This window comes from Gimesia sp., assembly GCF_040219335.1.
Taxonomy (GTDB): domain Bacteria; phylum Planctomycetota; class Planctomycetia; order Planctomycetales; family Planctomycetaceae; genus Gimesia.
In genome coordinates this window covers 195,820-209,881 of sequence record NZ_JAVJSQ010000005.1, presented here as the reverse complement: position 1 = coordinate 209,881, position 14,062 = coordinate 195,820, and the positions used below count along the sequence as shown (strand labels likewise).

Genomic DNA, 14,062 nt, shown 5'->3' with positions numbered 1-14,062 from the left:
ATCAACTTTTAAATAAATCGAAGGCATACTTATGCGAGACTTACTCTCAAAACTGGATGGACAGGGACGTCGGCAGTTTCTTGAATACGCGGCCAAATCCGCGCTGGGAGTCAGCGTGCTTCCGATGTTTAATAACATCGTAAACGCAGCTCCCGCCAAGAAAAAAGGTGACAAGACTCAGGGTAAAGGTGGCAAAGCCAAACGCCTGATCTATCTCTACATGGCTGGCGCCATGACTCACCTGGATACTTTCGACCTGAAACCGGGTCACAAGAACCAGGGAGAAACCAAGGGTATCAAAACCAACGTAGCCGGTGCCCAGATTTCCGAACACCTGCCGACCCTGGCAGAAAATTTCGACAAGATGGCCGTCATCAACTCCATGTACACAGAGACCGGAGCCCATGGCCCCGGGGAATACCTGATGCGGACCAGCTACAAGGAAATCGCGTCGACCCGACACCCCAGCATGGGTCCCTGGATTCAGAAATTCAATGGACGTCAAAACAAGAACCTGCCGGATACCGTGCTCATCAGTTCGCCGGCTCGGCACCCCAGCGCCGGTTTCTTCGATCCTTCTTTCAGCCCGCTACCGATTGGCGATCCCAACCGGGGACTGGAAAATACTGACGCTCCTTCGTATCTCTCAGATAACTCCTTCGAAAAACGTATGAATTTGATCAACAAGTTCGATCAGAAGTTTCAGAAGAAGTTCAAGAACGAAAGCGTGGTCGCTTACACCGACTTCTATTCGCAGGCAACAAACCTGCTGTCCAGCGATGAGTTGAAAGCATTCGACCTGAATGAAGAAAAAGCCGAAGACCGGGACCGCTATGGTCGCAATTCCTTCGGACAGGGTTGTATGCTGGCCCGTCGTCTCGTGGAAAACAATGTCCGCTGCGTTGAAGTCACCTTCGGTGGATGGGACATGCACCGTGACATCTATGATGATAACATCCTGCCCAACAAAACAGGTATCCTTGACAAAGCACTCGGGAATCTGCTTCAGGATCTCTCCGACCGCGGCCTGCTCGACGAGACCCTCGTTGTGCTCACCACCGAATTCGGTCGAACCCCGGTGATCAACCAGAATGCCGGCCGTGACCATCACCCGGGCGTCTTCTCAGCAGCCCTGATGGGTGGCGGTATCAAGGGTGGTCAGTTCTACGGTAAATCGGATAAAGGTGGACAAAGTGTCGAAACGGACGGCGTACTTCCGGCTGACTTCAATGCCACCATCGCCACTGCCTTGGGACTTCCCATCGACAAGGAAATCTTCTCCCCCAACGGTCGCCCCTTCAAGGTGGCCCACGATGGGGATCCGGTACTGAAACTGCTCTAAATCAGGGCCTTCCAACTGAAACCAGCAAACGGCTTCCTCTCGGGAAGCCGTTTTTTTTGCCTTGTAAAGAACATTCAGAAATCTGCTGAATTTGAAGAAAAATTGTAGACTCCCTGATTTTTCCTGCCTATGATCGAATACAGACCATCTGGCAAAACCCGTTATCAAATCCTACCTGAATGACCAGCCAGACCAGTGTTATCTGTTAACTTGCCGACAGTTTGCCTCGTGAGTCCCCCTCTTGATCCTCATTGTTGCAGCCTGAGAAAGACTGAAAATGATAAGAGCCGCCGCCAGCTGTTGTCTACTTCCGCTTCGTATCTGCCTGGTGCTGATCGTCTGCACGACAACTACGCTTAAGGCAGAAGACTGGCTGCAGCTGAAAGGGACTCCCACTCATTCTGGCAATGTCGCTGACCGCAAAATTGAAACGCCACTCTCACTCACAGCCGCGATCCCTCTGACCGATGCCCTGTTTACCTCCCCGGTCGTCAGCCACAACAAAGTCTTCGTGATCGATGGCTCTGGGGTTATCTTCGCCATCGATACGAAGTCCAACGAAGTCATTTGGAAATTCGCCACCCGCGGCGGCGCAGGCAACTGTAATAATGTCGCTTCGCCTGCAGTCATTGATGACTATCTCCACGTCGGTACCACCGCAGGCTACTATTACATCTTGAATGTCAATGACGGATCGGTCGTTAAAGAGATCGATTGCCAGGAACCAATTTTTTCCGCCCCCGCTGTTAAAGGTGATCGCGTTTACTTCGCGACGCTTGGTGCGCAGGTCTATGCCGTCAAACCGGCAGGTGACGTCGTCTGGACCTGGGACTTCGTTAAAGAAGTCGTGGACTTCGACGGCAACCGTTGGAGTGGCGCAGATTGGCTCAAACACCGTAAAGACCGCGTCACCTGGCGCGATCACTTTGTCTGCTCGCGTGATATCTGTCTTACCGGAAACAGCATCGTCGTTCCCGCCGGTGGTCGCACCATTTTCCTGGAAGACACAGGAACGGCACCCCGTTTGCAGGTGGTAGGCGAAATCCCCAAGTACGCTGGCTCGGAGTACCCGGCGACTTTTGGGCAGAGTGCCGATGAAGCTGGCAACGTCTTCGTGCAATGGCATCGCCGTGATAATGCGGGCCGTGTTGAAGTCATGCGACTGAAAGACGGAAAAATCGAAGCCGACTACGTCAAAGGAACTCAGACCTCGATTCGGGATCCCGGTCTGCTGAGTTTTGCCTCCGTTAGTATTCGGGGAAATGATGTCTACCGTGTCCGCCCCGAAGCGGGACTCGGTCTGTGCCGCCACAAACTCGATGACGAATCTACAGAAGTTCTCTGCGAAGCCCCCTCGGTTGCCTCTCCGGTCCTGACTGAGAAATATGCAATCTACGGGGGCCTGGACGGAAAACTCTATGTTGTCCCTCTTGCCGGTGGAGACGCTGTCACGTTCAGCACCGCATTCGACGCCCCGATCACCGCTTCGGTTGCGGTCGCCGATCAGAAAATCTACGTCCCCTGCGAAGATGGATATCTCTACGTCCTGCAGGCCGATGGTAAAACCCCAACCGAACAGACTCCCCTGCCCGACCGGGACCTGCTGGTCTGGAAAATCCGCAGCCCCCTCACTGGCCCGCTGGCAGATCCCCAGTTTAACTGGTACACCAATTACGGCGACTTCGGGGGCACTAACGCCAACGAACAGGGTTTGAAGCCCCCCTTGAGAATGCGCTGGGCTCGACGTCTGGAAGGAACAGTCAAACATCTGCCCGTCTGTGGCGGGGGGCGTCTTTATACCCACACCGCCGAAGGCCAGATCATTGCTTACGAACAGGACACCGGACGTCTGCTCTGGAGACGTTATTGGCCCGACGTTTATCTCTCCTTTACTTCCCCGCTCTATATCAATGAGAAGCTGCTGATTCCACAGGCAGGGATCAAAAAATCCCGCATGCGTTGTCTTGATGCCGCTACCGGAGAGATGCTCTGGGAAGCCCCCTTTACCGGATCTCCCAGTTGGAGCCGCCAGTTCCCGCCCGTGGTACACGGTAACATCGCCATCTATGCTTCCGGCTCTGGAGAGTATGCCCCCCAGGGAACCGAGAAAGCCTTCACCTTCGGCGGCAAACCGGTTGAAACTACCGACGGTCGCGAAGTAATGAGCTGGATCTATTCCAACGACAACCCCTACTACCCCAAAGATCACCGTCCCCGCATCTGGGCCTGGGATCTGGATACCGGCAAAGTCGTCTGGGAAAAAGATTTCTCCGACTACGGACGCGGCGGCAACGACTGTGGAATCGCCATTCTGGACGGCAAGCTGTATTACTCGACCTTCTTCGGTTATGCCAGCAGTCAACGCAGACGTCGTGGCTTGCCCGTTGAAAATAATGGCATCACCGCCTGCCTGGATCCCAAAACAGGTGAAGTGATCTGGCTGACCAATAAGTATTATGTCACTTCGAAATGTACGCTGAGTGCCCGCGACGGCCGGGTTTATATCGGCGGCTATAATCGCGCCAATGAAAGTACCCAGGACCGTTTCGTCTGGTGCCTGGATGCCAAAGATGGCTCTCTGGTCTGGCAGTCTGATGCCGTTACCTCTGCACTCAACGTGGTGACCGTTGGCAAAGATTACATTTTCTCCAACGCCCTCCGCGGCAAAGGAAATGTCTTCGACCATAAAACAGGCAAAGTCGTCAGCAGCATCGGCCACAACTATGCGTGCTGTCGGTTTACCCTCTCCGAACCCTATGTGCTCGGCGCCAATATGGACATGATCGATTTGTCTGATGGAGGCAAGCTGGTCTCGACGGGCCCCGCCATCGATTCGCGGGAATGTCTGGGAGCCGTTGTCTCCAACGGACGGATATTTTACACGTCGCAGGCCAGTGGATTTATCGTGTCCCAGACCTACGGAGAAGCATCCCACAAACTGCCAGCGATCTGGGAACGCCCCTGAAATGACAGCGTCAGACGGGGGTTGAAGTGAAGAATTGATGAAGGAGTGTTTTTGAGACAAATAGAAAAATTGGCCGTTCATTTGCACTCCGATTGAGCAAAATTTAAAATTACCGCATACGTCAGTCGTGACGTATCGCCTGCATTGGCAGGGACACATTTTTTTTTTCAAGCATTGGAAAACGAGGAGAAATACATGAAGAGACTGCTTTCACTTACAGTCGCATTGATGCTCGTTGCAGCTGGTTCTGTCAGCACTGCAGCAGAAGTTAAATCCGGAATCGAAGTTGGCAGCCGTGTCGGCGCCTACACAGTTAACGACTGCACCGGCCCCAATGCTGGAAAGTCTCTGTGCTATCGCTGCCAGTACGGCGGACGTCCTGTCGTCAACATCTTCGCTCGGGAAATGGACGGCAACGTTCAGGAACTGATCGCAAAAATCGACGAAAAAGTTGGCCAAAACCGCGACAAGAAAATGGCTGCCTTCGTTGTGCATCTGACCGACGATGCCGACAAGTCCAGCTCTGAGCTGAAGAAAATTGCTGACAGCAAGAAGATCAAAAACACACCGCTGACCAACTTCGAAGGTCAGGCCGGTCCGTCTTCTTACAAGATTTCCAAAGACGCCGACATCACCGTACTGATGTGGGTTAACAGCAAAGTCAAAGTCAATCACGCTTTCAAGAAGGGTGATCTGTCCAAAGACAAAATCGATACTCTCGTCAACGAAACTTCCAAGATCCTGAAATAAGGCTCCGGAAGAACCGATTATTGAATGAGCTGACCCCGCTTACCCTTCCGGGTGAGCGGGGTTTATAATTCCTGCCTTCTCCCGCCCGGAACGAATCCTCACATTTGTTAAAGGGGTCTCCATGTTTCTCTGTGCCAGGTACGTTCGCTTTACCCTGCCTCTTATACTTACACTGTTGAGTTTCGCCCCCCGGCCAACACTCGCCGGCAGTTCCAGCAGCCTGCTCGACATTTCGACTGACGGCAAACTGCTTGCCTGCTCGAACCGAGACAGCGAAACGGTATCGATCATCGACCTGGACAAAAACAAAAAAGTACATGAAATCAAAGTCGGCCGACACCCTGAAGGCGTCACCTTTCTGGGTGACACACACAAGATAGCGACCGCCGTCTACGATGATGACGTCGTGGTCTTCCTTGATGCAGATACCGGCAAACAACTCGGACAGACAGAAGTCTTTGATGAACCCTACGGCATCGTCTCCACTTCAACAGGCGACAAGGTCTACGTGACCCTGGATTATCCGGGCCGCATCGTAGAGATCAATACGAAAACCCAAAGCGTCAGCAACGAGTTTTCAGTAGGCCAGCATGTTAAAGGCCTGGCGATTTCCAACGATGACCAGAGCCTGTTTTCTACCGAGTACTACACCGCACTGGTCCGTCAGACTGACGCAAAAACCGGCAAGACCATCGATGAATGGGAAGGCGGCAGCACAGACAATCTCGCTCGTCAGATCACCCTGCACCCCCGACGGGCCAAAGCGTATCTGCCACACATTCGCTCGCGAATTACCGTTGCCCACGGTGCCGGCTCGATCTTTCCCATCGTCACCATCGTAGATACCAAACCCGCCGATGGCTCACGCCGCAAGAAGATTCCCATGGACTCCTTCCAGGGAGCCCGGGTAACTTCCAACCCCTGGGACACCGCGATTACCCCCGACGGCAAAACCTTCTTCGTTGTCTTCGCCGGCACCGACGACATGTTCGTCTGCAATGTCATCGACGACGACTACCGCGAACTGACATTCCGGGCCCGGCTGAATCTGGGACATAATCCCCGCGGGGTCCGCGTCGCGCCCGATGGAAAAACATTTTACATTTACAACGCACTCGACTTTAACATCGTCGCCTACGATACAAATACACTGCAAAGACGAGCCACGATCGCTGTCACCGAGAATCCACACAGCGAAGAAGTACTCCTCGGCAAACGTCTGTTCTATACCGCCCTACAGCCCATGTCGAGCCGCCTCTGGATCTCCTGCGCCAGCTGTCATCCCGATGGACAACCTGACGGCAAAACCTGGCACAACCCCGAAGGCTTGCGGAACACTCAATCTCTGGCTGGCATGGCCTGGACTCATCCAATTCACTGGTCTGCCGACCGGGATGAAGTCCAGGATTTCGAGCACACCATCCGCGGCCCTCTGATGCAGGGACGGGGACTGGTCACTGGCAGAATCAATGATTCCCTCAAAGCTCCCAACAAAGGACTTTCCCAGGCATTGGATGCGATGGCCGCCTATTCCAACACACACGAATTCACTCTCAGCCCTTACGCCAAACAGGGGCTCAGCCCGGCTGCCCAACGGGGACGTGAGCTCTTCTTTTCGAAACAGACGAAGTGCGCCACCTGTCATTCCGGCCCCTTCTATTCCGATTCGAATCCCACCGATAAAATCATTCGGCACAACGTGGGCACCGCCATCGATAACCCCGGCGAACTGATGGGGCCCGAATATGACACCCCTACTCTGCTGGGCGTCTATCGCACCGCTCCCTATCTGTCCCACGGAAAAGCACAGACCCTCGAGGAAGTCCTGACCGTCTATAACCATGACGACCAGCACGGCGTTACCAGCCAGCTCTCCAAACAGGAACGGGCTGACCTCATCGAGTTTCTGAAAGCCCTCCCCTATGAAGATCCGGTCCCGCAGGCAGAAGCCGCCGGACTGGTGAAAGTTAACAAATAGACGCCCCACGACACTTAATTCACACACCACGAAAGATCTGACGCATGTCATTCAAACCGCTTGTATTCGCGATCTCACTCGCCCTTCTCTCCGCCTGCAGCCAGGAAACGCCGACCGCAGATTCCACACCGGAGGAGACACCTGCTGCTGAAACCGCTGTTGCAAAAACAGAATCACCGGCCCCTGCCATCCCTGGAGCCCAGACGTTCGCAGAGAACGGAGTAACCGCGGAAATCGCCAACTGGGATCAGGTACAGGAATTCGTTCAGAAACAAAAAGGAAAAGTCGTGGTCGTTGACCTCTGGTCCACCTGGTGCGAGCCCTGCATCGCCGAGTTCCCTCACCTCGTCGAACTGCAGAAAAAATACCCGGAAAAGGTCGTCTGTGTTTCCTACAACATGAATTACGATGGCAGTAAGGACTCCCCCCCCGAATCTAACAAGGAGGAGCTGATGGAGTTCTACACCAAACACAATGCGGAGATCATCAACATCATCTCCAGCACTCCTGACATGGATCTGTATGAGAAAATTGATCTCGCCTCAATCCCCGCAGCCTACGTTTATGGCCCCGATGGGAAGCTGGCCAAACGCTTCGATAATGAAAAACAGGAATACGGGAAAGAGGGTTTCACTTACGATAAACACATCATCCCTTACATTGATGAAATGCTCAAACAGCCCGCAGAGTCTAAAGAGTAAACGGGCACTCTCAGCTCACCGATTCCGTCGTTGAGGATGTCACTGCGGAAGTGCATTCCTCAGCGACAGAAGTCTCCACTTCTAATGGCTGCAATCCACGTTGTTCTGCCAGTGCGTTGAACTGTGTGATTAATTTGAGCCCCACGGGAATCCCCGTCTGCAGACGCTCTTCCCGCTTCAAAGCTTCTGGCTCACCGGGATACAAGACCTTCTCCCCGGTTGTCAGGGGTTTCAAAGCCCCCCAGCGCTGAATGATCTCGGCAATGCGATCCTGGAATCCGGACACATCCGTAAACCGGCTGATGTCAATCGCTCCCACCAGGCCGCCCAGTAACCGTCGCTGGGAAAGATCGCCATACATTTTCGGGATATCCGGCCCAATCGGTGCACCGCCCAGCAGCGCACAGAGCACGTCAATCAACAGCCCCAGACCGGAACCTTTAAACCCGCCAAAGGGAAACAGAGCAGCGACTTGATTCGGATCGGTCGTCCCCTCTCCGTTGGCATCCAGGGCCCAGCCGCTCGGAATCGAAACCCCTTCCGTCGCAGCATTGGCCACCGTATTCCAGGGCGTGATACTCGTCGCCATATCCAGGCACAACGACTGCTCATATTTTCCGGGTGCCGTAATGCAGACCGGGTTCGTCCCACAGAAGGGCTCCGCTGAACCATGGGGCGTGACCATCGGATCGACGTGCGTAAACACAAAGCCGATCATTCCCTCCCGGGCAATCCGCAAACCATAATAAGCCAGCGCACCGCAATGCGAAGAATTACAGATCGAAACCCAGCCGGCACCAGAGCCCCGCGCCAGCTCAACCGCATGGTCAGCAGCTTTCACCATCGCCAGTTGGCCCAGTCCATGATCGCCGTCAACCCGGCCTACGGCCTCGCCCAGTGGCTCCCACTGCATCGTCGGGCGAGCCTTAATGCTTTGCTGCCTGATCCGCTCCAGGTAGTGCGGCAGCCGCGCTACACCATGCGAATCGATGCCGCGCAGATTCGATTCCACCAGCGAGTCTGCCACCAGCTCCGCTTCTTCCGGATGCAGATCCGCCTCGGTCAGCAGTTGCAGACAGAACCGCTTCAACTGTGTCGCATCGACCAACGCACTTTCAACTTCAATCTGTGGCAAAACACACCTCGTCTATCACTTTGTGCCCCGCATCAACCGGGACGCGAAACGTTCTCAGGCAAACAGGTCGTACATCACCTCGCCATGAATGTCTGTCAGCCGGAAGTCCCGTCCGGCAAATTTGTACGTCAGCCGTTTATGATCCAGGCCCAGCAGATGCAGCATCGTGGCGTGCAGATCATGCACGTGAATCTTGTCCTTCACGGCGTAATAACCATAGTCGTCCGTGGCACCGTACTGCAGGCCCCCTTTGATTCCGCCCCCGGCCAGCCACATGGTGTAGCCCTGCGGGTTATGGTCCCGGCCGTCTGCCCCCTGGCTCACAGGGGTCCGACCAAACTCGCCTCCCCAGAGCACCAGCGTGTCTTCCAGCAGACCCCGTGATTTCAGATCTTTAATCAGGGCCGCAATCGGCTGATCCACTTCCTGACAGTTTCGTGGCAACGCGGTCTTCAATCCGGAATGCTGATCCCACTTGTAACTATGCGTAATCTGCACGAACCGTACGCCCCGCTCCGCGAACCGCCGCGCCATCAGACACTGCCGTCCGAAGTTTTTCGTCACGTCGTTACCCAGTCCATACATCTTCTGGGTCGCTTCTGACTCATCACTGATGTCCTGCAGTTCCGGGGCCGTCGTCTGCATCCGGTACGCCAGTTCGAACGAGTTGATCCGCCCCTCCAACGCCGCATCAGGACCCGCTTCGCTCAGGTGCTCCCGGTTCATCTGCTGCAGAAAATTGAGTTCCATCCGTTGCGTCGCCAGCGGCACACCGCTCTTGTTTTTGATAAACGGAATCAGTGCCTTGTCCGCAGGAATACTCGCATTACCGATCGGCGTCCCCTGGTAATCGGCCGGCAGAAACGACGAGCTGTAGGCATTCACCCCCCCATGCGTCAGCGTCGGACAGACCGTGATGAAGCCGGGCAGATCCTGGTTCTCCGATCCCAGTCCGTAAGTAATCCACGACCCCATACTCGGACGCACAAACGTGTCGCTCCCGGTGTGCAGCTCGAGCAACGCCCCGCCGTGCCGCGAATTCGAACCATACATCGAGTTGATAATACACAGGTCGTCCACGCAGCCCGCCACATGCGGAAACAGTTCGCTCACCCAGGCGCCGCTCTCGCCATGCTGCTTAAACTTCCAGGGAGAGCCGAGCAGGTTGCCCGTCTGGGCTGAAAAAATCCTGGGCTTATCAAAGGGGAGCGGCTTCCCGCTGTCTTTCTGCAGTTGGGGTTTATAATCGAACGTATCCATGTGCGAAGGACCGCCGTGCATGAACAGAAAGATCACGCGTTTGGCTTTGGGCGCGAAGTGCGGCTGCTGAGCCAGCGACGTTCCGGCCGCCTGACTTTCGCTCCCCAGCAGCCCCGCCAGTGCCAGACTGCCAAACCCGGCTGAACTCCGCCGCAGCATTTCCCGCCGCGAGATCCTGGCCGGTCCCTGATGATGGTTTCCGTGATTCATATCTCGTTCCATTTCATACGGAGGGAATCTTCATTCCCGCGATATTTTCCCTCAATCCACAAACAGAAACTCGTTCGAAGAAATCAGCACCCGGCACAGACTCTGCCAGCTCCGGTGCTCCTGCTCTTCCGGTGTCATTTCCAGCGGCTCCAGTTCCTGCCGGTACTGATCCAGGTACGCCAGAGCCCGCATCACTTCTAACTCGCTCGCTGGTCGACTGAAAACCCGCTCGTATAGCAGCTTGACCTTCCCCGCCCGATCCAGGTGCGTCTCGTGCAGCACCTGCTCCGCGAAGTCGCTGGTCTGCTGCATGATAAAATCACTGTTCATCATGAATAACGCCTGCGGTGCGACCGTCGTGTGCACCCGGTTCCCGGACAGCACACTCGGATCGGCAAAATCAAAGGCCTGCAAAACTTCATACAAAGCACTTCTCACAATCGGCAGATAAACCGAGCGCCGGTTGGTCTGATACATCACCGGATTGACGTTACGCGTACTCGTGACATACTTCCGGTTCTCAACCCCCAGCATCGAACCGCCCATCTCCAGGTCGAGATTGCCGCATACCTTCAGAATCGAATCCCGGATCGCCTCTGCTTCCAGACGCTTGCGGTTCACCCGCCACAGCAGGCGGTTCTGGGGATCACGTGCTGCCAGCTCCGGGTTGTATTCGGAGCTCATCTGATACGTCGACGAAAGCATGATCAGTCGATGCATCTCTTTGATCGACCAGCCCTGTTTCACAAACTGCACCGCCAGCCAGTCCAGCAGTTCCGGATGAGTGGGACGTTCTCCCAGTTTTCCGAAGTTGTCCGGCGTTCTGACCAGGCCGTCACCAAAGTGCCATCGCCAGATCCGGTTCACCATCACGCGGGCCGTCAGCGGATGCGAACCGCTGGTCAGCCACTCTGCCAGCTGCAGGCGACCGCTGTGCTGGTCATCGATGGGGGTCTGCTCTTCGCCCTCAATGATCTGCAGGAACTGTCGGGGAACCTCTTTCCCCAGCGTGAAATGGCTGCCCCGCAAATGCACTTTCAGGTTTTCCGGCTTCTGCTCGGAGACCGACATCGCTGTCGGGTAGACGGGTAAAGCCGCTTCCTGTTTTTTCTTCTGCTCACGCCGGGCTGTCAGTTTCTTTTGAGCCGACTCTGCATACCAGGTCTCCCGATCTGAAGGCAAGGCAAACAGGGAATTCGCATTGGTCAGCATCTGCCACAGCTTTTCCCGCTGTGGGTCAGGCAGTCCCTGCGCCTGTTTCCCGGCATCCGTTTTCTGATAAGCCTCCCACTCTGCCAGCACTTCCTCGAACAGATCCCCGTAAAGCGCAGCGGCTTTCAAAATCCGCTCTTTCTCCGGAAGTTCATTCAATCCACTGAAGCGTTCCCATTTGGGACTCAACGTTTCGGGCACCGATCCTTTTTGAATCAGATGATTCCAGATAGCAAACGGCGAATCCGGATCTTCGGTAGACTTCTTGATCAATGAGGCCCACTGCAACGTCAGACTTGAAACCAGATTCTCCGGAACCGGGATCTCAGCCAGCACTCCTCCGGGCTGCTCTGTCGCGGTGCGGGGCTCCGCAATCAATAGCTTATCAATGTGCGGAAAGGGGATCTTGCTCTCCAGCCGCACCCGGTTCTTCCCCTGCTTCAATGCATAGAAACCTTCCACCTTCCACTCTTGCGACTTGGGATACCAGCTGCCGGTCACCGCGCTGGCCGCATCTTTCTTGACCAGCTCACCGTTGATCGAAAGTTCCACCGGCCGGGACTGAGCCGCCGCATAGCGAATTTCCAACTGATAGCGGCCGGCTTTCGGGACCTCAATTTCATACTCGGCAATGTTGGGCAGCGTCCCCTTGTTGTAGATGACCCCAATTCCCTCGCCGTACCCGGTTGTCGCTTTCTTCACGTTACCGGTCTGAAAGTTTTCTGCTTCGACCACGATTGCCGCTTGAGACTTATAAGCACCGGGGTCGGCACCAATCGGCCCAGTCGATTTCAACAGTCGATCGTGATAGTTTTTAATCGCAGACGCCAGCAGATAATCGCGGGACCGCTTTCGCGCCGCATTCAGAAACCGTTCATCGGCCTGTTTCACGATCTGCTTGATCTCAGCATCCAGCTTCGCGATCTGCTGTTGCTGCTGCTCCAGTGTCTGGATCTCTTCCGGACTGGCCAGCATCTGTTCCTGCCAGCGGGCGACCACCTTGAAGTTCTCCATCGTCTTCGTGCTTTTGAAGATCCCCGCCAGCGAGTAGTAATCTTCTATCGGAATTGGATCGAACTTATGCGAATGACAGCGGGCACACCCCAGGGTCAGCCCCATGAAAGTCCGCCCCACCGTATCCAGCTGTTCGTCAATGATATCCATCTGCATTTTGACCTGGTCATCTTCGGCCAGCATCTTGGCCCCGATCGACAGGAATCCGGTCGCAGTGATTTTCTCGGGACGGTTTTCCGCCCCCGGTTGATTCGCAAGAATGTCCCCCGCCAGCTGTTCCTGTACAAACTGATCGAAAGGCTTATCCTGATTGAAGGCGGCGATCACGTAATCCCGATAGCGAAACGCGTTCGCGTACGACAGGTTTTCATCGAGACCGTTCGAATCGGCATAGCGTGCCACGTCCAGCCAGTGCCGCCCCCAGCGCTCACCATAGCGCGGTGATGCCAGCAGACGGTCAATCACTTTCGCAAACGCATCCGGTGAATCGTCGGCCAGAAATGCTTCGACTTCCTTATTCGTCGGAGGCAGGCCGATCAGATCGAACGTCGCCCGCCTGATCAGCGTCCGCTTATCCGCGCGTGAGGCCGGTTCCGCGTCCGCCTGTTCCAGGCGCGCCAGTACAAACTGATCCAGCGACTGCTGTGCCCACTCCAGGTTCCGAGTTTGTGGCACCGCTGGTTCCCGCGGCGGTTGAAAGGCCCAGAAATCCTGCTCTGCTTCCGTAAACAGCGGCCCCGTCTCCCCCGCGGCTTCTTTGCGGATTTCCGAGATCGGTTTCGCGTTTGGCCAGTAAGCGCCTGCCTCAACCCATTGAATCAGATCGGCAATCGCCTTCTGGCTCAGCTTATCTTTCAGAGGCATATGCAGCTGACCGCTGTGCTGAACCGCGCTGATCAGCAGGCTCTCTTTCGGCTTGCCCGGCACCAGGGCAGGTCCCCGCTCGCCCCCTCGTATCAATCCTGAAAGCGAATCGACCCGCAACCCGCTCTCAACCGAATCCTCACTGTGGCAGTCATAACACTCGGCAATCAGCAACGGACGAATCCGTTTCTCGAAGAATTCAGCCTGCTTCAGGTCCGCTTCCGCCGCGATCAGCGTGCGTTTCTCGACCGCAGAAACGAGGCAGAAGAATCCAAATGCCAACAGCAACAGTCGTCTCATGGCTCAGCATCCTGGCACGCTTGTAATGTAACTGACAATACTTAGGCGCTTGATTGATTACACGGGAATGAGGCTTGGGTCGGAAGGATCAGCCTGACAGCAAACTGATTATATATAATATATAATCTATTCCAGATGCACTTTCAACCACAGTCTGAAAGATCTTCGGCACTTTCTGAAATTGCCGGAATCTACCTCAGTCCGCTCTGATGAGACAGCCGGTCGCCATTCAGCAGAAATGACGGGAAATTAATGAGCTCCACCGCTCAGGATGACAACCAGTTATACCCGTTGCCGCGAACCAGTAAAGGGCATCCTGTTCAGTGAAAGA

8 protein-coding genes are annotated in these 14,062 nt (G+C 55.1%); 5 read left to right on the top strand and 3 right to left on the bottom strand.

Features of this window, described 5'->3' with window-relative positions; genetic code table 11:
* Positions 1–31 precede the first annotated feature (31 nt).
* The 5 genes from RID21_RS04885 (at position 32) to RID21_RS04865 (ending at position 7,736) form a co-directional block, all read left to right on the top strand.
* Positions 32–1,342 carry a DUF1501 domain-containing protein gene (locus RID21_RS04885; protein ID WP_145181597.1) on the top strand — a complete coding sequence of 437 codons (1,311 nt, stop codon included), beginning with the start codon at positions 32–34 and terminating at the stop codon, positions 1,340–1,342.
* Between the two features lie 277 nt (positions 1,343–1,619).
* On the top strand, positions 1,620–4,307 hold the full coding sequence (locus RID21_RS04880) for an outer membrane protein assembly factor BamB family protein (RefSeq protein ID WP_350187437.1): 2,688 nt from the start codon (positions 1,620–1,622) through the stop codon (positions 4,305–4,307).
* A 195-nt stretch (positions 4,308–4,502) separates the two neighbouring features.
* Positions 4,503–5,057: a hypothetical protein gene (locus tag RID21_RS04875; protein WP_228030537.1), complete on the top strand. Its 555-nt coding sequence runs from the start codon at positions 4,503–4,505 to the stop codon at positions 5,055–5,057.
* Between the two features lie 121 nt (positions 5,058–5,178).
* Positions 5,179–7,035: a beta-propeller fold lactonase family protein gene (locus tag RID21_RS04870; protein WP_350187436.1), complete on the top strand. Its 1,857-nt coding sequence runs from the start codon at positions 5,179–5,181 to the stop codon at positions 7,033–7,035.
* 44 nt (positions 7,036–7,079) lie between these two features.
* Entirely contained in the window at positions 7,080–7,736 is a 657-nt protein-coding gene (locus tag RID21_RS04865) for a TlpA family protein disulfide reductase (protein WP_350187435.1), read from the top strand.
* 10 nt (positions 7,737–7,746) lie between these two features.
* On the opposite strand, the gene RID21_RS04860 is transcribed toward RID21_RS04865, so the two are convergent.
* Genes RID21_RS04860 through RID21_RS04850 form a run of 3 tightly spaced genes read right to left on the bottom strand, consistent with a single transcriptional unit; the run spans position 7,747 to position 13,731 of the window.
* On the bottom strand, positions 7,747–8,871 hold the full coding sequence (locus RID21_RS04860) for an Ldh family oxidoreductase (RefSeq protein ID WP_350187434.1): 1,125 nt from the start codon (positions 8,869–8,871) through the stop codon (positions 7,747–7,749).
* A gap of 54 nt (positions 8,872–8,925) precedes the next feature.
* Positions 8,926–10,341, bottom strand: coding sequence for a DUF1501 domain-containing protein (locus tag RID21_RS04855; RefSeq protein WP_350187433.1), 1,416 nt, complete (start codon positions 10,339–10,341; stop codon positions 8,926–8,928).
* 51 nt (positions 10,342–10,392) lie between these two features.
* Positions 10,393–13,731, bottom strand: coding sequence for a DUF1553 domain-containing protein (locus tag RID21_RS04850; RefSeq protein ID WP_350187432.1), 3,339 nt, complete (start codon positions 13,729–13,731; stop codon positions 10,393–10,395).
* Positions 13,732–14,062: the final 331 nt, after the last annotated feature.